Annotated in this window: 14 protein-coding genes and 1 tRNA gene; 8 read left to right on the forward strand and 7 right to left on the reverse strand. The window is 42.6% G+C overall.

Annotated elements, in window-relative coordinates; genetic code table 11:
* Positions 1-11: 11 nt before the first annotated feature.
* Both RM347_RS25305 and RM347_RS25310 read right to left on the reverse strand, forming a co-directional pair.
* Complete coding sequence (locus tag RM347_RS25305; protein WP_322721060.1) at positions 12-707, reverse strand: N-acetylmannosamine-6-phosphate 2-epimerase; 696 nt, start codon at positions 705-707, stop codon at positions 12-14.
* A 27-nt stretch (positions 708-734) separates the two neighbouring features.
* A complete protein-coding gene (locus RM347_RS25310) occupies positions 735-2,774 on the reverse strand; it encodes a GAF domain-containing sensor histidine kinase (protein WP_322721059.1) in 2,040 nt (679 codons plus the stop codon).
* A 93-nt stretch (positions 2,775-2,867) separates the two neighbouring features.
* Here RM347_RS25310 and cobN point away from each other — a divergent pair, with 93 nt between their 5' ends.
* Both cobN and RM347_RS25320 read left to right on the forward strand, forming a co-directional pair.
* Positions 2,868-6,860, forward strand: coding sequence for a cobaltochelatase subunit CobN (gene cobN, locus RM347_RS25315; RefSeq protein WP_322721058.1), 3,993 nt, complete (start codon positions 2,868-2,870; stop codon positions 6,858-6,860).
* A gap of 9 nt (positions 6,861-6,869) precedes the next feature.
* A complete protein-coding gene (locus RM347_RS25320) occupies positions 6,870-8,000 on the forward strand; it encodes a peptidoglycan-binding domain-containing protein (protein WP_322721057.1) in 1,131 nt (376 codons plus the stop codon).
* Between the two features lie 132 nt (positions 8,001-8,132).
* Here RM347_RS25320 and RM347_RS25325 read toward each other — a convergent pair whose 3' ends face one another.
* The 4 genes from RM347_RS25325 to lipA all read right to left on the reverse strand — a co-directional run bounded on the left by RM347_RS25325 (position 8,133) and on the right by lipA (position 12,890).
* Positions 8,133-8,588, reverse strand: a complete 456-nt coding sequence (locus RM347_RS25325; RefSeq protein WP_012407750.1) for a Fur family transcriptional regulator — start codon at positions 8,586-8,588, stop codon at positions 8,133-8,135.
* Positions 8,589-9,021: 433 nt separating this feature from the next.
* Entirely contained in the window at positions 9,022-10,272 is a 1,251-nt protein-coding gene (sigC, locus tag RM347_RS25330; RefSeq protein WP_322721056.1) for an RNA polymerase sigma factor SigC, read from the reverse strand.
* A gap of 746 nt (positions 10,273-11,018) precedes the next feature.
* Entirely contained in the window at positions 11,019-11,945 is a 927-nt protein-coding gene (locus RM347_RS25335; RefSeq protein WP_322721055.1) for an NAD(P)H-dependent glycerol-3-phosphate dehydrogenase, read from the reverse strand.
* A gap of 66 nt (positions 11,946-12,011) precedes the next feature.
* The gene (gene lipA, locus RM347_RS25340; RefSeq protein WP_322721054.1) at positions 12,012-12,890 is read right to left on the reverse strand and encodes a lipoyl synthase; all 879 of its coding nucleotides are present in this window, start codon (positions 12,888-12,890) and stop codon (positions 12,012-12,014) included.
* 146 nt (positions 12,891-13,036) lie between these two features.
* Here lipA and RM347_RS25345 point away from each other — a divergent pair.
* The 6 genes from RM347_RS25345 (at position 13,037) to RM347_RS25370 (ending at position 19,435) form a co-directional block, all read left to right on the forward strand.
* Positions 13,037-13,110, forward strand: a tRNA-Pro gene (locus RM347_RS25345).
* A gap of 220 nt (positions 13,111-13,330) precedes the next feature.
* Complete coding sequence (locus RM347_RS25350) at positions 13,331-13,645, forward strand: YkvA family protein (RefSeq protein ID WP_322721053.1); 315 nt, start codon at positions 13,331-13,333, stop codon at positions 13,643-13,645.
* Positions 13,646-14,188: 543 nt separating this feature from the next.
* Positions 14,189-15,118 (forward strand): esterase/lipase family protein, encoded by a 930-nt coding sequence (locus tag RM347_RS25355; protein ID WP_322721052.1) that lies wholly within the window; start codon positions 14,189-14,191, stop codon positions 15,116-15,118.
* Positions 15,119-15,226: 108 nt separating this feature from the next.
* Entirely contained in the window at positions 15,227-17,446 is a 2,220-nt protein-coding gene (locus RM347_RS25360) for a hypothetical protein (protein ID WP_322721051.1), read from the forward strand.
* Positions 17,447-17,462: 16 nt separating this feature from the next.
* Positions 17,463-18,521 (forward strand): hypothetical protein, encoded by a 1,059-nt coding sequence (locus RM347_RS25365; protein WP_322721050.1) that lies wholly within the window; start codon positions 17,463-17,465, stop codon positions 18,519-18,521.
* A gap of 29 nt (positions 18,522-18,550) precedes the next feature.
* Positions 18,551-19,435, forward strand: coding sequence for a hypothetical protein (locus RM347_RS25370; RefSeq protein ID WP_428850613.1), 885 nt, complete (start codon positions 18,551-18,553; stop codon positions 19,433-19,435).
* Between the two features lie 84 nt (positions 19,436-19,519).
* Here RM347_RS25370 and RM347_RS25375 read toward each other — a convergent pair whose 3' ends face one another.
* On the reverse strand, positions 19,520-22,732 hold the full coding sequence (locus tag RM347_RS25375; RefSeq protein ID WP_322721048.1) for a glycoside hydrolase family 15 protein: 3,213 nt from the start codon (positions 22,730-22,732) through the stop codon (positions 19,520-19,522).
* Between the last annotated feature and the right edge of the window lie 462 nt (positions 22,733-23,194).

A 23,194-nucleotide genomic window follows, 5' to 3' on the forward strand; every position in this document is an offset into this window, starting at 1 on the left:
TGGCTAATTTATCACTCTGCATTCAGCACAGATTTATAAGCTTTAACTTGCAAATCAATCCCAGTAATAGCAGTACCAACTACAACAGCGTAAGCTCCTAAATCTAAGCTTTTACGAGCCATTTGGGGTGAGGAAATACCACCTTCACAAATCGCTGGAATATCTAGATGTTGAACGATTTGGGTGAGGAGTTCCCATCCAGGAGGAGAAAGATGCTTCGTTGCAGCAGTGTAGCCGTAAAGTGTTGTCCCAATAATATCTGCACCAGCATTTGCGGCTACTTTTGCTGCCTCAATTGTATCCACATCTGCCATCACTGGTTTACCCAATTCCTGATGAATTTGGGCAATGATATCCACTATTTTTTCATCACCAGGACGGTTTCTAGTAGTTGCATCTATAGCAATAATATCTGCTCCGGCTTTGGCGATCGCAGCAGCATGGTGAAACTGTGGTGTAATGTAGACATCAGATCCGGCGATTAATTGCTTCCATAGCCCAATAATTGGTACTTGTAGCCTTCCACGCACAGCGATAATGTGATTTGGAGTATCGATACGCACACCAACTGCACCATTATTTACAGCAGCTTGTGCGATCGCAGCAATTATCTCAGGTTCATGTAATGGTGAATCAACAGGCGCTTGACAAGAGACAATCAGTCCGTTACGCAGGAGTTTAATTAAATTAAGAAAATCACTTGGCATAAAGGGAATTGGGAAACAAGCAAAATCCTAACTCACCACTCTCATTGCCTGAGTTGGTATCCATACAGTAAAAATGGAACCAATACTCACAGTTGATTCTACTTCAATTCGACCTCGATGGAGTTCCACGAGTTGTTTAGTTAAAGCCAGTCCAAGTCCTGTGCCTTCGTAGCGACGGCGATAGGGTGTATCGAGTTGCTGAAATTTCTCAAACAGTAATGGTAATTGTTCTTCAGGAATACCAATTCCGGTGTCTTCCACTTGAAAAATAGCAGTATCATCTTCCACCCAAAGACGTAAGGTAACGCTGCCACTTTCGGGTGTGAATTTAATCGCATTAGTTAACAGATTCAAGAGAATTTGTTCTACTCTTTTTGCATCGGCGGTAAAGCGATCGCGCCTGGGATCGATTTGTAAATCAAGGTTGAGATTGATTTGTTCGCTTGTTGCTTTTTTTCGCAGTAATTCTATAGCATTTTCGGCAACATTCACTAAAGAGAATTCCGAAATATTTAAAGCTGTCTTCCCAGCCTCGATTTGCGATAAATCGAGGATGTCATTAATCATGTCTAATAAATGTTCTCCACTGTCGTGGATTGTTTGGAGATAATCACGTTGTCGTTGGCTCAATTCACCCAAAGGCCAGCGTAATAATGTAGAAGACATCCCAATAACATAAGTTAAAGGCGTGAGCAATTCATGACTGATAGTAGCGAGAAATTCACTTTTGAGACGGTTAGCAGCTTCAGCAGCCAGGAGGGCATCACGTAGTCCGATTGTGCGTTCAATAACTCGTTGTTCGAGAGTTTGTTTTTCTTGAGTGAGCGTTTGCATTAACTCAGCTTGGTGAATTGCGATCGCTAATTGTTCTGCGATCGAAGTCAGCAAGTTTTTTTCACTCTCAGTCCACTGGTGCGGGCGATCGCACTGATGAGCAATCAGTAACCCCCACAATTTTTCTTCAAACATAATTGGTGCTGCCAACTTAGCCCTAACTTGGCTTTCCCTTAAAAAATGCAACAAGCACTCTTCTAGGGCATAAGTTTTTTCGACATCATCCACAGCTAAGGTAAAGCCTTGGCGATACTTTTCCCAACATTGAGAGGTTCGGATAAAGCAATTTTTCTCCCTGTAATTCAACACCGATGTAATAGCATCTGTAGCCCGGACTTCATAGACAATATAACCTCCATCTTTTTGGTAGTCTTCCAGTAGGGGTTGATTATTGACTGACAAAAAAGGCAAGTGTTTACAGTTGTTATCGTGTATAGAAAAATAGATTTCGTCAGGTTCCCTAACTGATAGTTCCATGCCTGTTACCAGTGCCGTTTCATTGAGGGGAATAATATCAGACTGGTATTGTTGAGTCTTGGTTTTGGAACCTTCAAATTTATAAATTACTAATCTGTCTAATTCTAGAAACTCACGTACCTGTGTAATCGCTGTTGCCATAATCACTGGTAAATCCAGGCTTTTGCGGATCTGTGTTGTTACCTGATTCAACAGCCGCTCTTGGGAAATCTGTTTTTTTAAGGCATCTTCTACTGGCTGACAGATATAAACTGCCGGCGCAGTTGAGCTTGGAGGTGCTATTATTTCTTGGTTTGGCTGAGTTAGGAGATATTCTAATAACAACAGCGTGAATTGACTTTGGAGCGTGGCATCATTAGGTCTAATAATTTGGCGATAGCGTTCAAGATTTTGGTGAGTGGAAGAATCGCACTCAAACAAGTCTCTCAATTTGTAGACAAAGGAAGCGATCGCCTCTAAATTAAATGTCAATTTAGCATTGAGTGCCGAGTAAACTTCTTGCTCCTCTGCTCCCCTGCTCCCCTGCTCCTCCTCCAAGTTTCCTACCAGAAGTGCACTAAACTGTTCAGAAACCACTAGTGTAAACCTTTCCCTTTGCCACTCCACAGGTATGCAAATCCGCACTAACACAGCTTCTGTCAGTACCAGAGCGGCACTTCCCACCGTTTGAGCCATCTGTTCCAACAATTCCCCAAGCTGATTAAATACAACAATAGGCAAGGTTCGAGAAAAGCTCAAATCAGGAGAACTAAGCATTTTCAATCATTTTGGTAAGAGGGGCTGAATGCAGGGAAAAAAGTTTGTTTTGATTATCTACTAACCAACAGTTTAAAACGGTAAGACAGGATTATGCATCGTATAAGTAGCACATCGGGTGGATGGAATCAGTCAGAGGGTTTAATTTTTGTAGAACAGACTCCAGCGCCTTTCGTGCTGATTACGGCTGCTGATACCGACATTCAAACTTTGGCAGCGGCGGTTCCGAAATTACCTGCAAGCTTTCCTGCATTAAGAGTCGCTAATCTGTTGCAGTTGCAGCAGCAATTAAGTGTAGATACTTATGGAGAGCAAGTTTTAGAACTTGCCCAAGTAATTATTTTGCGCCTGTTAGGAGGACGTTCTTATTGGGGTTATGGCTTAGAAGTAGTGCAGGAAATTGTGCAACGTAATGGTAGAACCCTCATTGTAATGCCAGGGGACGACGCTTTTGATCCCGATTTAATTTCCCAGTCTACCGTGCCTTTGGGTATTGTTAACCAGGTATGGCAGTATTTTAGCGAAGGCGGCGTCGAAAATTTCGTTAATGCTCTGCAATTTATCTCCGACAGTTGCTTGTCAACTGCATACAATCCCCCGTCACCCCGGCCAATTCCGCGTGTGGGATTGTATGAATGGGGAGTGGGGGATGGGGGAGCAGGGGAGGCTCTTGAGGCAGGGGGAGAAAGAATAGCTAATGCCCAATTGCCAATCCCCAAAGTCGGCATCCTCTTCTACCGCGCTCATTATTTAGCGGGAAATACCAAGGTAATTGATGCTCTATGCGAAGCTTTGGTACAGAAAAATTTACAACCTGTGCCAGTGTTTGTTTCCTCATTGCGTGAACCTGATGTTCAAGTTGAGTTGAGTGAATTTTTCCAACCCAAAGAAGCCGATTCAATTGCTGTGCTGCTAAATACCACCAGTTTTTCTCTAGCACGCTTGGAAAGCGAAACACCCCAAACCGACCTGTGGCAAAAATTAGATGTGCCTGTGTTGCAGGTGATCCTCAGTGGTGGGTCAATTGAGCAGTGGGAGTCACAGTTTCAAGGGCTTTCTCCCCGCGATATTGGCATGAATGTGGCGCTACCAGAAGTAGATGGGCGGATTATTACTCGTGCTGTGTCTTTTAAAGCAGTACAAACTCGTAATCCCCATCTAGAGACAGATGTGGTAATTTATGAACCAGTGAGCGATCGCATCGAGTTCGTTGCTAAACTAGCAGCAAATTGGGCGCGTCTACGTTCAAAACCACCCCAAGAAAGGCGAATTGCCTTAATTCTGGCAAACTACCCCAACCGGAATGGCCGCCTTGCCAATGGTGTGGGACTCGACACCCCAGCTAGTTGTGTAGAAATCTTGCAAGGTTTACATCAGGCTGGGTATGAAGTAGAAAATCCACCTGCTCAAGGAGACGAGTTGATTCAACGGCTGACAGATGGCGTAACCAACGATCCGGAAGGTAGAGAATCGCTTCCGGTACACCAAAGTGTTTCTTGGGAAGAATATCAAAAATATTTCGCTTCATTACCGCCAGCAGTACAGCAAGGTATTAGTGAAAGGTGGGGAAATTTAGAGCAGGGAAGCAATCAAGAATTATTCCCCCCTGCTCCTCGGTCACTGAGCGTAGCCGTTGGCGCAGCCTCTCGTAGAGAAGTGCTGCCCCCCTGCCCCCCTGCCTCTTTCCCCGTTCCCGGAATTCAACTCGGCAACATTTTTGTGGGAATTCAGCCGCCAAGAGGTTATGATAATGACCCCAGTTTGAATTATCATGCGCCGGATTTAGAACCAACTCATGCTTATTTAGCTTTCTACTATTGGGTAAGAGAATGTTTTGGTGCTGATGCCGTAGTTCATGTGGGAAAACACGGAAATCTAGAATGGCTACCCGGTAAAAGTGTGGCTTTATCGAGCAATTGTTATCCAGAAGTAGCTTTTGGCGCACTTCCCCACCTGTACCCGTTTATTGTGAATGACCCTGGTGAAGGTTCCCAAGCCAAACGTCGCGCTCAAGCGGTGATTATAGATCACCTCACGCCGCCAATGACTCGTGCGGAACTCTACGGTTCTTTGCAACAGTTAGAAAATTTAATTGATGAGTATTATGAAGCGGACAGTCTAGATCCTTCGCGTTTACCAGTGATTCGCGATCGCATCCGCGAACTGGTGATCCAAGAAAATCTCCATCTAGATTTAGGAATTCAAAATGAAACAGAAATTTTTAATTCTGAATCTCTAGTTTTGAATTCCATCGGTGGCTATCTTTGTGAATTGAAAGAAGCCCAAATCCGCGATGGGTTGCACATTTTTGGGCAATGTCCCCAAGGACGGCAACTGCGAGACTTAATAGTAGCGATCGCTCGCATACCCAATCGCCATTCTTCAGGTATTACCCGTGCCATAGCTCAAGATTGGGGACTAGATTTCGATCCTCTCACGGCAGATTTGTCAATGCCTAGTGGTGAATGGTCAGTAGTCAATGGTACAGAATGCCGTACCCTCGGTGATATCGTTGAAGTCCTAGAAGAACACGCCGCCCTCTTAGTAGAACAACTTATAACTCAGGACTCTTGTACAGACGCGATTCATCGCGTCTCCCCCCCCAGCACAGATGCGATGAATCGCGTCTCTACCTGGATATGCGATCGCCTCCTTCCCGCCTTACAAAAAACCGATCAAGAAATCACCCATTTATTACACGGACTCGATGGCGGTTATGTCCCAAGTGCCCCATCTGGCGCACCCACGCGCGGCCGCCCGGAAGTTCTACCAACAGGGAGAAACTTTTATTCTGTAGATATTCGCGCCATTCCGACAGAAACAGCTTGGGATATCGGTAGAAAAGCCGCTGAAACTCTCGTTGAATATTACACTCAAGAGCATGGCGAGTATCCCAGAACACTAGGCTTATCATTGTGGGGAACTGCCACCATGAGGACAGGCGGTGATGATATTGCCGAAGCCTTGGCTTTACTCGGAGTTCAACCTGTATGGGATGGTGCAGCACGGCGAGTAGTAGATTTTGAAATTTTGCCCTTAGCGATTTTGGGGCGTCCCCGTGTAGATGTCACCTTGCGAATTTCAGGATTCTTCCGGGATGCTTTTCCCAACTTGATTGACTTATTCGATCAAGCAGTATCAGCAGTAGCAGATTTGGATGAACCGCCAGAACAAAATCCCCTAGCGGATGCAGTGCGCCAAGAGACTGAATTGTGGACAAGCCAAGGATTAACTTTAGAAGCAGCAGTGGTGCGATCGCGTTATCGCATCTTTGGTTCTTGTCCAGGTGCTTATGGTGCGGGACTCCAAGGTTTAATTGAATCGCAAAACTGGACAGATGATCAAGATTTAGCTCGTGCCTACATTAATTGGAGTTCTTACGCCTACTCTTCGGGAGCAGGGGCAGGGGAGCAGGGGAGCAGGGGAGCAGAGGGGCAGCGGAGCAGAGGAGCAGAAATTCCTCCTAACTCCCAATCCCCAATGCCCAATGCCCCATGCCCAATCCCCAATGCCGAAGCCTTCGAGCAACGCTTGGCGCAAATGCAAGTTGTCCTGCACAATCAAGATAACCGCGAACACGATCTACTCGATTCTGATGATTATTATCAATTTCAGGGTGGCTTAACCGCAGCGGTGCGTTCTCTACAGGGAAAAAATCCCCAAACTTACTTTGGAGATAATTCTATACCCACCCAACCACGCGTTCGTCAACTGAAAGAAGAAATTGCACGAGTGTATCGTTCTCGCGTAGTTAATCCTAAGTGGATTGCGGGAGTTATGCGCCACGGATACAAAGGTGCCTTTGAAATGGCAGCGACAGTAGATTATCTATTCGCCTATGATGCAACAGCTAAATGTGTCGAAGATTATATGTATCAAGGCATAGTAGAGGCTTACTTGCTCGACCCAGTTGTGTCAGAATTTATTCAGCAAAAGAACCCTTACGCACTGCGTGATATTGCTGAAAAATTATTAGAAGCACACAAGCGCAATTTGTGGGAGGATGTAAATATAGGAACATTAGAAGCTTTGAGGAACCTAGTACATCAAGCTGAAGCAGTTATCGAAGAAAAATCAATGGTGTAGGAAACAAATATGGAGAATCTTGCGTATTTGCACCTAGCTTTCGCCTACGAAGACAGCACACCCAGTGAATTGGTCTCCCTCAGTTCTTTGTTTAAGGACGCAGCTGCACCAGACTGGAAAAGGCTTTCAGGTAGGGCTTGGAAGTATATGTTGCCCCTTGCTCTGTCTTTATCTATTCTTGGCGCTGTTAGCAGCGTCATGGCACTAGAAAAAGGCGATCAAGGCCCTTCTGTCAGAAATCTACAACAAAAGTTAAAAACAGCAGGTTTTTACCAAGCTTCTGTTACCCAGGTATATGACGTATCCACACAAGAAGCAGTGCGGCGCTTCCAAAAGGCCGCTGGTTTACCAGTGGACGGCATTGTTGGAGCAAGCACCCTGCAAAAATTAGAAAGCTGGCAAGCCAAAAAGCCCAGTACTACAACTACACAAGCTAAAAAAGCCACTGTTGTAAGTACACAAACCAAAAAGTCCAACACTACTAGTTCCGCAACTAGCCAACGCCGTAATCCCAACTACCTTGCTAAAGGGGATGAAGGTGAAGATGTCAGGGCTTTGCAAGAACGTTTAAGAGTCGCAGGCTTTTATTACGGAAACGCCACAGGAATATTTGGCCCAATTACCGAAGAAGCTGTCAAGCGGTTCCAAGATTCATACAAATTAAGCGTTGATGGCATTGCTGGCCCAGCAACATTAGGTAAATTGCCGGGAGTTGGCATCGGTGATGGAGAAGAGGCTCCCAAAAAGGTAGTCAATCGAGATAAACTTCGTGTAGGCGATCGCGGTGAGCCAGTGAGAATTGTTCAAGAACAATTGATCCAGGCAGGATATTTAGAGGGAGAGCCAAATGGTTACTATGGCCCCTATACTGCCGATGCTGTAAGGAGATTTCAGGCAGCTAATTTCCTAGCAGCAAGCGGCGTTGCTGGCCCAACTACTCGAGCTAAGTTATATAGCTCAGTTAATACTGCTAGCAAAAGCGAATTTAACACCCTAGAAATCCAAACACGACTACGGGAGCGGGGTTTTTATAAAGGCAAGCTGAACGGTGTGATGGCAGATGACACCAAAAAAGCGATTAAACAAGCCCAGGAATTCTATGGCATCAGTCTCAAGGATCTTAAGAGCGGACGCTTTTAACATCCGCTTTGGTGTTGTTATTATCAGTTCCCAACTGGTTGCTTGCCTCCAGTAACAGCAAATTACGAACTGCTCAAAATTCCACTTATTTGGTTAATTTGAGTAGTTTCGTCTTATTTATCCACCCAAGTGCTAAAGCGGCATCAGCGCCCGTTGGCACTTGGGACACACTGCATGAATGGTCATTTGACAGTCCAGCAGATGAAAACCTTCTTTTTGAGCGGTTTTCGACCCAATTTTGAGAATTGAGTCGTTTTTAAATTCAATAGTTGAGTTGCATCTAACACAAATTAAGTGATGGTGGTGATGGGGATAAGGCTGGTTGATTTCATAATGCTTATGTCCCTCACCCAGTTCTAGTTCCCGTAAAATCCCCATTCTTGCCATCAACTTCAAAGTCCGATAAATAGTTGACAGACTGATCCCTTCACCATCAGTTTCTAGCCGATGATAAAGATCCTCCGCACTCAGATGTTCACCTTGCGGAAGTTCTTGAAAAATGTGTAAAATTGTTTCGCGCTGGGGAGTTAATCGCCAGCCTCGTTCGTTCAGTTCTGCCTTGAGTGAAGTAGTTGTGTAGACAGTCATACTAATATTTCTCAACAAAGCTCGTTAGTTGAGAATATAACAAATCTTGGGAGCAATTTGCAACAATCATTGCCTATTGAGAATTCTTACTAAATATATAAGAACAATTCATCAAATCTTGATCAAAATTCAAGTAATTAGCTGTAGTGCATTTAATTTGCATACAGCTAATAGTTAGGATACTTGTAACGATTGCATCCCTTGACTTTGAATTTTGAATGAGTTAATTTTGAATTGCTTAATTGATCCCCACCTTTAAGATATCTGAACAAAGGTCTGGGGAATCTCTTGTCCAATTAAATGCAAATTATTTGCTACAAGCTTCTAATAGGCTTTTGATCTAAAGATTAAATCAGCCTTTTGTCCCTAGTCATTTGTCAAGTTTAGTTTTCTAATGACAAATGACTAATGACAAATGACTCTTGAGCATTGACTAACTTAGAGACTCCAAATAGTCGCGGATGAGGTTGCGTCGCTTGGGTTGACGTAGCTTTTGCAAAGCCTTGGATTCAATTTGTCGAACTCGTTCCCGCGATAAATCAAGAGCGCGGCCAATTTCTGCTAAGGAATAAGGATGACCATCAGCCAAACCAAACCGCATCAAAATTACATCGCGCTCCCGGCTAGTCAAATCTGACAGAAGATGATGCAAATCTCTTTGTAAAGATTCTCGCATTAACATCTCTTCTGGGGTTACACTGTCAGTTTCGAGTAATTCGCCTAACTCAGTATCCTTATCCTTGCCTACCTTGGTTTCCAAAGAAACGGAGCGAGGAACCCGCAACAAAACTTCTCGTACTTGGGTCGGTGTCATCTCTAGCTCAGTTGCTAAATCCTCTAGAGTCGGGGTGCGACCTTTTTCTTGAGCAATTTTGCGTTGAGCCTTTTTGATTTTGTTTAATTTTTCGGTAATATGAACCGGTAGGCGGATCGTGCGACTAGAAGTAGCGATCGCCCGTGTAATTCCCTGACGAATCCACCAGTAAGCATAGGTACTGAAGCGATAACCCTTAGTTGGGTCAAATTTTTCTACAGCCCGCTCCAAACCTAGTGTGCCTTCTTGGACTAAATCCAACAATTCCAAACCGCGATTTTGATACTTTTTAGCAACAGACACAACTAGGCGAAGATTAGCCTTAATCATGTGTTCTTTTGCTTGCAGTCCTTGGGACTGAATTTGCTCCAACTCTTCTACTGTCAACTTGGCGATTTCAGCCCAGCGACGTTTGCCATCTGCCAAAGTCGGTCTGAGATCGGCTACCATTATGCCAGCAGTAGCAGCCCATCTTTCCAAAGACGGGCGATGTCCTAGTTCTGAGGTTAAACGTTCTTGAACTTCAATTAACCTCTGATAGGGCGAAATCACTTCATCCCCTTGCTTGGCGGCGTTAGCAAGTACTATCCGCATCCGCAAGTAGCGCTGGACTTTTTGAGCTTCTGAAACCTCTTCATCCCGCCCTAACAAGCGAACCCGACCAATTTCCTGAAGATATAGACGTACTAGGTCTGTACTACGACGGTTAGTGTTAGCAGCAAAGCTAGCATGGTCAACAGAAGCCATTTCTAGCTCCTGTAGGTCATCTACCGATAACTCACTTTCGTCAACCGTGAGATCCGAGTCCAAAGCCTGGCGGGACTTTTTGGTGTTGTAGGCGGCATCTGCATAAAAAGATGTTGCTGGCATAAAGATCGTCTCAATGGCTCCAGGTAACAATAGATTACGGTCAGCTTAGATTACGGTCAGCTATTCAACTGTTGCTATTGTTCCCGTGATTTACGATGAACTAACATGGTTGAAGGTTCCATTACAATTTTTTTAGAAATTAACTGTAAGGGTTTTATTGGATACAGTATTACTGAACTTAATCGGCTGCTAAACTTTTGATTGAACCAATAGCTATTCAAATCCACAGCTAGGCTTTCAATATTTCAACTACTTAGTTAACATTTTAACCCTGATGGTTTTAAAGTAACTTTTGTAACACAGTATAAACATCCTTCAGTGAATGTCATCTTTATAATTGGCATAGTCACATTTACATGGCTACAAAAGTAATATCCTGACGATTTACCAATTTTTTCTCAGGATTATTCAGGTATAAGTAGAACTAATAGATATCGAGGAAGTGATTAGTATTAACGGCAAAAATTATCTCGATACGGAGATATAGCGATGTCTTATGACAAGCCGCTACACGTCTATGTATCTAATACATTCTGACCTCACTTCCATTCTTTTCTCCTTCTAGGAGCTACGGTGTGCACACAAGCTCTTCTTAGGAAAGGTTAGGGAGAGGTAGGGAAAGGGCTGTTGTTCTTGTTCGGTTTGTATTGAACTCAACCCCAAAGGGCTATAGAAGATGCAAAGAGTGAGTGACGCATCCTCTTTTGCAGTCTTAACCCGTCAATTTCAACTTGACAGGCTACTAACTAGTTGTTGTACTCCGGCTTGATATCTCGCAGCATCAGTTCATCAAGTGCTTGTCGGGGTGTGATTTCGCTTTCAAGTAACCGATAAACTTGCTCAGTAATTGGGACAGTAATGTTTTGTTGCTTGGCTCGTTGCATCAAAACCCGGCAAGTGTTCACTCCTTCAGCAGTTCCTTGTAAATTTGCAAGAGTTTCTGTAAGTGACTTACCACCAGCTAGCTGATAGCCAACTTGGTAATTGCGACTTAAAGGACTATTGCAGGTTGCTAACAGATCTCCCAGACCCGATAAACCATAAAATGTTTCCGTCTTTGCGCCCCAGTCGTTACCGATGCGAACCATTTCTGTAAGTCCACGGGTGACTAAAGCTGCTTTAGCATTGGTTCCCAGTTGTAACCCATCGCACACACCAGCTGCGATCGCAATGACATTTTTCAGTGTTCCCCCTAGTTCCACCCCTAAGGGATCGGGATTGGTATATACCCGAAAACGATGAGAAGAAAATACTAACTGCACTGCTTCCGCAGCCGTGGCAATATTACTGGCTACCACTGTTGCTGCTGGTAATTCCATTTGAATTTCTTTCGATAAATTAGGCCCAGACAAAACAACCACTGCATGGTTAGGGAATACTGTTTGCCAAATTTGTGACGGCGTGCAGGTGGTTTGGGGGTCTAAGCCTTTCGTCGCCGTCACAAAAATTGTCTCTGGAGAAAGGGGGAAAGACTGAACTTGGGAAGCAACATCCCTCACACCGATCATTGAGATAGCGGACAAAACTATTTGGACATCTTTTAAAACTGTTTGGATTTGGGAACCTTGACGCGACCACACGCGTACCTGATGACCATTTGCTGCGGCGAGATTTGCTAGAGATGCACCCCAAGCACCCGCACCAAGAATTGCTACAGTTTTTGGATTAGTCATTAATCAAGAGTCTCCCCATCACCCGATCATCCCATTCTCTTAGCTCACCAATCTAAAATCTCAAATCTAAAATTGGCTGCGGGGGTAACGTTCCATTAATTCCCTGACTTGTTCGGCATGATATGAGCTTCTTGTCAAAGGTGAAGAAACAACTTGTAAAAATCCTACTTCTTCGCCAAATGCCTTCCAAGCAGCAAATTGTTCTGGGTTGACAAATTCATTTACTTGCAAGTGTTTTTGACTAGGTTGGAGGTATTGCCCAATTGTCAAAATGTCGCAATCCACAGTTCGCAAGTCTTGCATGACTTGGCGGATTTCGGCATCAGTTTCACCGAGTCCAACCATGATCCCGGATTTAGTGTATGTGCTAGGAGAAACTTGGCGAGTGCGCTGCAATAATTCTAATGTGCGATCGTAGTTTCCTTGGGGACGCACGCGGCGATACAAGCGTGGAACAGTTTCGGTATTGTGGTTTAAGACCTCTGGCGCAGCTTGTAGAATCAACTCTAGAGCATTCCAATTACCGCATAAGTCAGGGATTAGCACCTCAATTGTGGTGTTAGGTGAAACAGAGCGAACCGCATCAATACACGCCATAAACTGAGACGCGCCACCATCAAGCAAGTCATCTCGGTTTACAGAAGTGATTACCACATGATTAAGGTTCATGCGGCGAACAGCTTCCGCCAATCGAGCAGGTTCCGTGGGGTCTAGTGGTTTGGGTTTTTTCTCAAAATCAATATCACAGTAGGGACAAGCACGTGTACAAGCCGGGCCCATAATCAAAAACGTGGCAGTCCCAGCGTTGAAGCATTCACCAATATTCGGACAGGACGCTTCCTCACAAACTGTATTGAGGGCTAAATCCCGCAAAATTTCTTTAACGTTACCGATGCGCTCACGCCCAGGTGCTTTTACCCGCAACCAGTCTGGTTTTACAGTCACAATCCGCTTTTACCACTAGAGTTATACAAATTCAATCGTAGCAAGCAAAGCCTTTGATGAAGCGATCATCTATATATAGATGTAGATGTAATTCTGCTATTTGGCACAGGTTGTGATATTCTTAATTTACAATGCCATTTTTATGGCGGGATGTGGCGCAGCTTGGTAGCGCACTTCGTTCGGGACGAAGGGGCCGCTGGTTCGAATCCAGTCATCCCGATTTATTTTTGTCGAATAACTAATTATTTGTGAAGCTAGACAAAGAGGCAAACTATTTGTCTTCTAAGGGAACATAGTTATAAATATTCCCGCTTACCTACTTAATTTATCTTTGTTGACAAATAATGAGTAGCGTCTTCCAGACTAACTAGGGCGGTTATTCGCACCGGGAGTTTTTAGGATAATTTGTCAAAATTAAAGATAACTAGGAGGTTCAAAATATGAAATTTTCAATCCAATCACTTTACACCTGGTATCGCGATGTGCTTCGTAACCCCAAGTACCGTTGGTGGGTAATTTTAGGAACGTTGGTCTATTTGGTCAGCCCATTTGATATTCTCCCAGATTTTATACCTGTCGTAGGACAGATCGATGATGTTTTTCTTTTGACCCTGCTAGTTAGTGAGGTGTCTGGCCTAGTAATTGAAGGTTGGAAAGCTCGTAAGGGTGATGTGGCTACTGAAGTACCTAATACTACCGAGGGTTCTACTTCCACTGCAAGCACCATAGATGTTGATGCTGTTTCTGTTAAGTAGTTTTAACAACAAAATAAAAGTTAATAAACCCCTGCTTTTAGCGCTCCCTTGCAACTGCGCTTCTGAAGTAGGGGATATTTTTTTGATCAATGATTAATAGTAAGTATTTTGACGTTAACTCTTAACTTTAGATTTTTTACCCCGCATTGCTTGGTATCAGGGAGATTGGCTTAATACTGCCATCTTTCCAGGCTCATGATTTGCTGAACTGAAGTACTATCCAATGTCTTGTGTGATTGTAACTCTAGTGAAAACCAGGAAGCGAGCGCTAAAAATTTACAAAAATTTTAATGAAATCTATATATTATTACTTGTATTATGGCTGATAAGCTACATATTACATTTTCCCTATACAAAAAGCACACATATATAAATTACATAGGAAGAAATGATTAAATAAAAATTTTATTTTTTCATTATTAGCAAGCAAGTTGTAACGACAAGCTGCATAGTCTCTAAACGACCTATTTGGAGGTAGTTGCCAACAGCCTGAAACGACTTAATTTCGTTAATACATAGAATCGTCAATTGGAGAACTAGGGCGTGGAAAACTTGAATGACTTATTCCCAATCTCAGGTTGCAACGACCTCCAAAGAATTGGGGACGTAATTTTTGTTCACGGATTGATGGGTAATTACCGAGATACTTGGCATCCCAAAGGCAAGGTTAAGGGTAATGATAATGATTTCTGGCCGGCTTGGCTGGGTAGGGATCTACCAAATGTTGGTATTTGGTCACTAGGGTATGAAGTGGAACCTTTCGCCTGGAAAGGAAATACAATGCCATTGGTAGATCGAGCTACCAACTGCTTGGCGCTTCTAGACACGTATGATATTGGTGATCGCCCCCTGATTTTTATTACCCATAGCATGGGTGGACTTTTAGTTAAGCAAATGCTTCGCCATGCGAATGATTTCGGGACTCCAAGATGGAAAGCGATCGCGCAGCAGACTAAAGGAATTGTTTTTCTCTCAACTCCTCATTCGGGTGCTGACCTTGCTAATTGGATTAAATATATAGGTGGTCTTCTGAGAACTACAGTCAGCGTTGATGAGCTGAAGGCTCACGATTCTCGGTTACGCGAGCTAAATCTTTTGTATCGAAATCATGAACACCTGAGTCAAATTCCAATGGAAGTCTACTGCGAAAAGTATCAGACCAACGGAATTTTAGTTGTAAATGAAACTAGTGCCGATCCTGGGGTTCGAGGTGTAATACCAATCCCAATGGATGAAAATCATATCTCAATCTGTAGACCAGAATCGGATAAAAAACCAATTTATATTCGGGTCAAGAGATTTATTCGTGACAACTTAAATACTCCTTTAAAGCCGATTCCACTTGAACCCAAGAGTAATGAACTTGAAAAATTAACCATTGATAAACGCAGTGGTGGTGTTTATTTTGGAACTGGATCGGTTCAGATCAAAGGTGATGTAATTGGAGGTAATCAGGAAAAATTTGACAAGTAAAACTGACATTTTTTCATAAACAAATATCTGCAAACCTCTCTTCACTTAGTGAGTGTAGGTCATGCGTTTAATTTATTCTTTTTGATAACTGGGGAGTAAGTTGAGTCAGTGAGTGATGATTCCGACCAAAATCCATCATCTGGGCAGCAGAATGCCGAAAATCCAGAGCAGCCTCATAAAAATGAGGGTACTGAACCATCGAATCATACCAATCCAGAAGAAGAATTCATTAAAAATTTTGTAGGGAAAGATACAGCCAGAAATATTAATGAATTCTTGCAATGGCAGGGCGCAGCAAACATTTTTATTGATGCCCGTAGTGGTGGCGCTTATTTTGCAAACAAAGTAGATATCACAGGAGATGTCGTAGGAGGAAATCAGACGAAATCGACTAAACACCTTTCTGTAAAAGAGATAGCTGGTTTAGTATTAAGTGCTGATATTGAAAAAGTACGCAGTGTCTATATTGAAACGACTAGATACGAACAAGCAAAAAGCATTTTAAAAAAGAAGCGAGTTTTACTCCTCTGGGGTGATTCTAAAATTGGCAAACAAACTACTGCAATTCACCTACTTTTGCACTCACAAAATCAAGAGATTTTTGAAATCGACCCAGCAGTAGAAGACCTCAGTTCATTTCAATGTGAATCGAAGCAAGTGTATGTGATTGATACGCTAGCAAATGATAGTGCCGGAAAACTAAATAGTTATCTACTCAAAGGTCTGAATCAGAGACTTAGCCAACAAGATAGTTATCTGGTCATCACTGTAGACAGTCGTGTGCGTCTATCACCAGAAGCTTTGCAGGAATATATCGTTCATTGGAGTGAACTACCAACGAGCGAGGAACTTTTAGAAAAACATCTTGCATGGTATTTAAAAGACCAAGCCATGCTTGAGGTTAGTCATTCCTTAATTCACTCAGACTCAGTACGTCAGCTACTCAACAATAATTTATTACCTGGTGATGTAGATCGGTTAGCGGAACTCCTAGCCAAGGTTGTCAGGAAGGAGCTTGAGCTTGAGGAAGCACTAGCAGGCTTTAGTGTTCGGGTTCGAGAGCAAGTTGAATCCTGGTTCGAGAAAGAAGAAAATCAACACCTGAGTAAATATGTTTTCATAATTACTCTGGCAGTTCTGAGTGGAAGTAGCTATCAAGCAGTTCTCGATGCTAGCAAGCGTCTACAATTTCTGATCAAACCTCCATCAGCCCAGAAAGAGGCTAGCGATGTTGAGCCAATTTTTAACAGAAGACGCAGCCAGTGGTTAAAAGGAGTTTGCGCTCATTCAACCGAGGGATATGAAAATACAGAGTTTGGGCGCAGTCCAGTTGAGCTAATTGAACTGGATAATCCCAGATTTCAGCCAGCTGTTCTACATTATGTTTGGAAAGAGTATGACCATTTACGCGAACCGCTTCTTTTATGGTTGTATGAGCTAGGATCGCACCCTAGCTTTGAGGTGAGGATTAGAACAGCAGCAGCAGTTGGGGAACTAAGTAAGTATGCTTTTGGTTTTGTTTTGGAAAAAGTGCTGCGACCTTGGGCAAATTCTGACGATCGCCGTTTGCAGAGATTAGCCGCACAAGCTTTGAGCATACCAGTATTTGAAAGCGATCTTGCTCCACAAGTTATGGGTTTGCTACATCATTGGAGTACGGTGAACAATCCAAACCTACGCTGGACAGCCACGGCTACTTATGGGGGCTACGTAGGATTGCGCTTTCCTGATATTGCACTGCGGGATCTGTTGGCGATCGCCAAATCTGGAGACAGACAATTATTTTCAGTACTAGCCGAAAGTGTAGTTATCCTCTTCAAGGCTGGACAGTTTTTACCAGGTCAATATTTTACAGTCCTCAATACACTGCAAATATGGACACAGCAGCCTAAGACAAATATGGCAAACCACTTGAGTTTAGGAATCTTTTTGCTGCTGATGGGCGAGACAAAAGTTACCGCAGACTCTAATAACAGTCATTTGCCTATATTACTGTCGCTTCTATTAGAAGAAGATCAACTTGTTAAGGAAAATCTCACAACTGAGCGTACATACGAAGAAATTATCACGGGTCTATTGCGGAACGCTTTTAATCTGAAGCTGACTCGCAAACTCGTATTTGACCAACTCCATAATTGGCTCAAGCTAGCAGATTTTGACCATCGGTTGCTTCCAATCCTTTGGCGAATTATATATTTACTTGTGGATTTAGGAAGCGAACGAGAGAAAGACCGTATCCTGAAATACCTGCAAAAATGGGCAGATGTTGAACAACCCAATGCTGCTAGCAAAATACTATCAAAAATTCAAAAGTATCTAAATATCTAATAGATGAGGTAAAACAATGGCAAATACATACAATCCTATTGTTAGCAAAGAAGCACTCCGGTGGGGATTACTTCAGCGCCGCCCTGTTCCTGAACCAGGAACAGCCTTAGTTTTTGTCGGTGATGGGCAACCCTTGTTAACTATTACACAGGGTCAAAGGGGGCCTACCAAAGGAGAAATGGTTTGGGGCAAATATAATATGCTTTACAAGGTAGATATAAGTGAACACCCATTGAGTTTTCGGTGTGACTTACCTTGTAAAACTGATGCTTTCGATTTTCATGCTGAGGTCAAGTTTAATTGCTCAGTACATGAGCCAGAAATAATTGTACAACGCAATGTAACCGACGTTTATGAAGTACTAGAACCTCTAATTGATCACGTCATGCGAAGCATGAGCCGTAGCTATGAATTTAAAGAAGTTGGGATTGCAGAGCGTGAGATCGGTGATAGGGTAAAACAAGAAGTATACGATGCGGGATTCCAACTCAATCGCTTTGTATTGAAACTATCTTTAGAACAAGAGGTACGAGATCGAATTCGCCGGAAAACAAATATTCAGGAAGAAGTTGAAGTCGATATAACAAGTATTAAAGGAAAAAGTGAACTAGAAAAAACAGTGATTGAGGAACAGAACAAGCTAGAAAAGCTCAAGATAGAAAGCGATAAATTAGAGATCGAGCGCTTGCGAATCAAAATGGACTTTTACAATGAAATTATCCAGACTGGTAGCTTGCAATTGCTTGTATTACAACTTGCTAAAAACCCTAATGATGTAATGGCTGTGGCTCAAATGCTCAATCAACAGCGTCAGCTTGCTGTTGATAACGAAGTCAAACTGCTAGAAGTCTTATTAAAAGAAGATGCTATAGAAGGGTCTCAATTTGATGATGCAGGGAAACATATAGTGCAGAGATTGATGGGTCTTATTGAACGTCCAGCACCTGCTTTGAAAAGCAATCCAATCAGCAATCCAGAAAATAAAAAACCTCTAGCAGAAAAAGATGAAACTAATAATAGTGCCGAATCTGTAGTTCCTGAATTTAACTGGGAAGAAGATGAGGAAGATAATTAATTTATCAGAATAAAAGGCAAAAAATTATTGTGATCGAGTTCCTGCAAAGCATTATTCGAGCATTTTGGGAACTGCTACTAATTATACCAATGCCGTGGCGGTTTCTGATTTTTTTACTTCTGTTTATATTTGTTTTTCCCTGGTTTCTATGGAGAGCATTACCTTGTCTGTTTTTTATATTTTCGCACTTCCTGCTTATTTGTGCGAAAGCTATAGCATCCATTCTATTATTTATAGAATATTTAGTAACGTTATATATCCGACAAAAAGGTGAACAACCGCCAATTTTTATTTATAAATTTGATGATTTACTAACTGATATGGTGAGGACTTCTGATGAATTAACACAAAAATCAAGGAAAATACTTGAGTATGCCTTTAAAAAGAAATGGCTGCTTCATAGAGGATGGTTTGTAATATCAGCTATCGTATTCACTTTAACTTGGTATTTTCGTCCGGTTTTTGGAGAAAATACCATTGCTCAATTTATTGATCGAGGAGCAATGTGGTGGTACTCGATTGAAGGATGGGGACTTTATTCTCAACGTTTACCGTCTTCTGCTTTAAGTAACCCTGCACCTACAAAATTTGTCGAAGCTTACTATTTAGCCATTAATGAACGTCAATATTCAGAAGCCTGGAATTGTCTATCTAATGAGTTTCAAAGCAATAAATCAAGCTTATCTAGTGGTTTTATTTCCTATGTAGACTGGTGGGAAACAGTTGAGAAAGTAAGTACTAATAATATTATTCTGGAAAAACAAGTTGGGAACTCTGCCATAGTAAGAATTAGCTTACAATATTTGATGAAAAAAACTCAAAAATTATCCGAACCCGAATCTGTACGTTTATGGTTAGTACGGGATGCCAAATCAAACAAATGGATAATTAACTATTCAAGACCTCTGTCTTGATGTATTTTTCTAGCATCGTTTAAAAATAAAGTTTAACAAGGAAGGTGCATTAATGGGATGTAATGCACCCTATGCTTACAGCAACTAAACCGTGCTAGCTTCAGCAAATTCCGTCAAGAATCTGAATGCTTTCAAAATATAACTAGCGCAATCTCTAGGAGAGGTATTGTAAAACGATCGCCACGCACTCGCCTTATCTTCATCATAGCGATCGCTGCGTTGACTATGATTTTCTAGCCACGCCAATCGCACTGCGTGGCCAATTAACACATCCAACACAATATATTCTTCGATTTGCAGCTTGGGATTATTGGCTGCGATCGCAGCTAATTCGATTAATGCTTCAATATTAACTTGGCGATATTCTGGAGCTTCGATTTTATTCAGTAAATGCTCAATTAACAGAGCAAAATTTCTTTCCCCGGCTGTCATTTCCGATAGCATTATCTCACTATCTAAACGATTGCGGCGTTCTAATTTATCGCCAATTACTAGACCCTTGCAATGTTGCATTAATAGCCAAACTTCCTTAAAAAATTCTTTTGGTACGCGCCCCGTCGCCCCCTCGGCTTGGCGAAACCGTCGCCAACCACCTGGTGGAACTTCTATTCCTTCGGCGATTCCTGGTAACACCACCCAAGCAATATCACTTTCTTTTTGCTTGACGTGCAGTGATTCTTGCTGGCGTAATAGGTTACTCATGCCACTATATCCAGTTAATACCTGACGCAAGCGCATTTTCACTTCAAAGGGTGAAAGTTGCATTAAGTAATCGTAAGCTTCATCTTGAGTAACGTGTAATTCTCGCGCTAGTTCGCTGGTTATTAACAGAATGAGATAGCCGACTCTCAACGTTAGTAGTCCCTGAAATAGTTCGGGTTCTGAGCGAATTAAGATACCAAGATAGATTAAAATCTCTTGAGTGAGGACGCGATCGCGGATATCTTCACGACAAAAATGGTTAATTTTATCGGCAATTTCATCGTGGGACATGGGTACGGTAATCAAGGACGCTTCGCTGTAAGCTTTACCCACAGCAATTTGCTTGCCCCTTACCAAAATACTCGTTACTGCATCTGATAGGCTGATATCAACCATTTGCCGTAACCCCGCGGCCCGACGTACTACTGCCCAAATGCCTAAATCTCCAGCTTTGGTGTAAACTTCGTCGAGTAAATCGCCTACGGTGACAGGATATCCTGGGCCGCCATACCCTGTATCAAATTTCATTCCCTGCAAGCGAGTTAAAGTTTGCAATAACTCAATTTGCTCGTAGATATTCTCTGAAGCACGCAAAGAAGAAAGTAATAATCCGAAATTGGTTTCACACTCCATCTGAAATTCTTGAGTATGCCCTAAGCGCCAGTTTTTATCAGGATGATAAGCCAAATAATAGCAACGTGGGCTAGCATTTTTCACTGGCGATCGCGAAAATTCTGCATTGGGTAGAAAATCAATTCTTTGAATTCCGGCTGTCAACATTAGCTGATTTAGCCGCCCTAATTTCACCCGTACACCGTTACAAACACCATCTTTGAGTTCTTGCATCAGTTCTAGTAATGCCTCAGAACCACTTTCTAACATGGTGTGCGTCAACATTAAAGTCAGAGTAGGACGCCCTAAATCGCTCCAATATTTTTGAATGTAAGCTAGTTCGCTTCTAATTTGATCCAGTAAAAAATGGTAATCAAGGGTTAGATAAAACTGCTGAGAGTCGGAAAATGAAGGCAAAAATACAATTGTTTCACCACGAATCCGAAATATTCTAGATGTTGTTAAACTCCGCAGTCGCCGCACTGGCCGCCCAGTTAAACCAAGTTTATCGTTACGTCCAATTTGGGTATAAATTGCTGAAAATTCTCCAGCTTTTCTAACTTGAATCGGTTCTACTTGAGCGGGTGTTTGTGCTTCAATTCCGTGAACTTCTAGTTTCGTTTGTAAATCTTCATCTTCTGCTAATAAAGCAATTTGTACCAATGCTTCGCGCTGTTTGCCCACACACAAATGTCTTCCCAAAGGATCGATATCACCAACCGCTAGTAACCCTTCACTCAACATTTCACCGAGAAAATATAAACTCTGCGCCCACACCAAGGGAATATTTTCATTGGGCAAACGTGGTTGCGTTTGGGGTGCTAACTTTTCTGCTTCTATGTTTTCGGCTGGGACATAATATAGTTCTGGCAGTAAACGCAAACCATCTTGTTCTATAAGTAATGATTCTAAAAGTTCTTGGTATTTTTTTACTTGTTCTTGCTCACCGCAAAATAACCCATCTAAAACTAAATAAGTGAAAAATAACGGCCATTCGCATTCAATATGCTCAAATTGCTTGAGTTCCCACGGTTCGTAGTGCAAGCGCTGATTATCTTCTAAAACCGTCTGGTGTCCATCACGCAGAAAGCGTTTGCAGCCATATTTACCTGCAAGTTTATTGATAATATCGTTTAAAGTGCGATCGCGTAACTCCAAATCTTCCACTGCAAAGGCAGGATAACTGATAATACTCAACAGCGCCGCATCAATTTCCTTGGAACCAGATTCCCTCGGTAATAGCGATTCTAAAGTAATCCGGGCGCGGGCGATTTCATCTGGTAGCACATGAATTACCGATGCTTGACTACCACGCACACCAAACAAATCCAGTCCGTTGATAGCTTCTAAAGCAGCTTTTGCCATACCTACGGAACTGGCATTTAACTCAGCATTACCACGATTAATTTTATTACCGCGTTCCCAAATGCCGTAATCCGGTGTGCGGTAAGCTCGTCCTATGTAGTAAACCAAATTTTGGACGAAATTGACTTCATCAATTGTATAAATTATTTGCAATCCTGCTGCGGTCATTTGCGCCAATATCAGCAAAAATATAGATGTGGCATCAAGTTGCAAATGTCCCCATTCATCATCACCAACAACAATGTCACCGGTTGCGGTATTGTATTTGGCGTGCAGTCCATCCAGTAGCGACTGAGTATGTTTAAATGTCTCTACTTTATGAGCCTGTCGCATCATCGCAAACAACAACCCGCGCATCAGTTTGATGACACTGTGTTCTAGTTCATAAGTGCGTCCCTTATCGTCGTCAATCTTGCGGTATGCAAGCCCTAAACCCCAAACTGCCAAAATACTATAAACATTGTCTCGCACCCAGGCATCTGTATAATCGCCGTGGGCTGTAATCGCTGTACTCGCAGGTAGTAAACCAGTAATCGGATTCTGCCGAGCCAGGATAATTGTCTTGATTTGCTGGTAGTAATAGTCCAGACGAGCTAGCAATTCGGTAGATGTTTTCATGATTTGGTTCAGAACTACTTGCAAAATTCGACCCTGTGACTGTGAACTAAACCAAGCCAGAACAAGTTTTGTAATCGGCGATGGGACAACAGCTAAGGGTGGTGTGAGTTTCTTATTATCTCGTGTTAGTAGACCTCTGGGTACTGAATTTTAGCGATCGCAAACTAAAATACGATTTACTTAGGTTGTTTTATACTTAAGATGGCGAAGCTTATTACTGGGGGTGTTTTTGGGCAGTGCGATCGTTGATTGCGTCGTAGAATTAGCTCAAAAACACGGTGTTATATCATGTCCGGCAAATTACTTGTGATATGTCATTGCGAGTGCAACGAAGTGGAACGAAGCAATCGCAAGGTTTTTGGGATTGCTTCTCTACGAGACGCTCCGCGAACACTTCGTTCGCAATGACAATTATTTAACCGGACATCATATTAAACCAACACAAATTGCCCTATCTTGGCT

This window comes from Nostoc sp. ChiQUE02, from assembly GCF_034531305.2.
Lineage (GTDB): Bacteria > Cyanobacteriota > Cyanobacteriia > Cyanobacteriales > Nostocaceae > Nostoc.

Excerpts from the sequence above, each read along its gene's own strand:
- RM347_RS25305 (WP_322721060.1), bottom strand. The coding sequence starts at position 707 with ATGCCAAGTGATTTTCTTAATTTAATTAAACTCCTGCGTAACGGACTG.
- RM347_RS25310 (WP_322721059.1), bottom strand. The coding sequence starts at position 2,774 with ATGCTTAGTTCTCCTGATTTGAGCTTTTCTCGAACCTTGCCTATTGTT.
- cobN (WP_322721058.1), top strand. The coding sequence starts at position 2,868 with ATGCATCGTATAAGTAGCACATCGGGTGGATGGAATCAGTCAGAGGGT.
- RM347_RS25320 (WP_322721057.1), top strand. The coding sequence starts at position 6,870 with ATGGAGAATCTTGCGTATTTGCACCTAGCTTTCGCCTACGAAGACAGC.
- RM347_RS25325 (WP_012407750.1), bottom strand. The coding sequence starts at position 8,588 with ATGACTGTCTACACAACTACTTCACTCAAGGCAGAACTGAACGAACGA.
- sigC (WP_322721056.1), bottom strand. The coding sequence starts at position 10,272 with ATGCCAGCAACATCTTTTTATGCAGATGCCGCCTACAACACCAAAAAG.
- RM347_RS25335 (WP_322721055.1), bottom strand. The coding sequence starts at position 11,945 with ATGACTAATCCAAAAACTGTAGCAATTCTTGGTGCGGGTGCTTGGGGT.
- RM347_RS25350 (WP_322721053.1), top strand. The coding sequence starts at position 13,331 with ATGAAATTTTCAATCCAATCACTTTACACCTGGTATCGCGATGTGCTT.
- RM347_RS25365 (WP_322721050.1), top strand. The coding sequence starts at position 17,463 with ATGGCAAATACATACAATCCTATTGTTAGCAAAGAAGCACTCCGGTGG.
- RM347_RS25375 (WP_322721048.1), bottom strand. The coding sequence starts at position 22,732 with ATGAAAACATCTACCGAATTGCTAGCTCGTCTGGACTATTACTACCAG.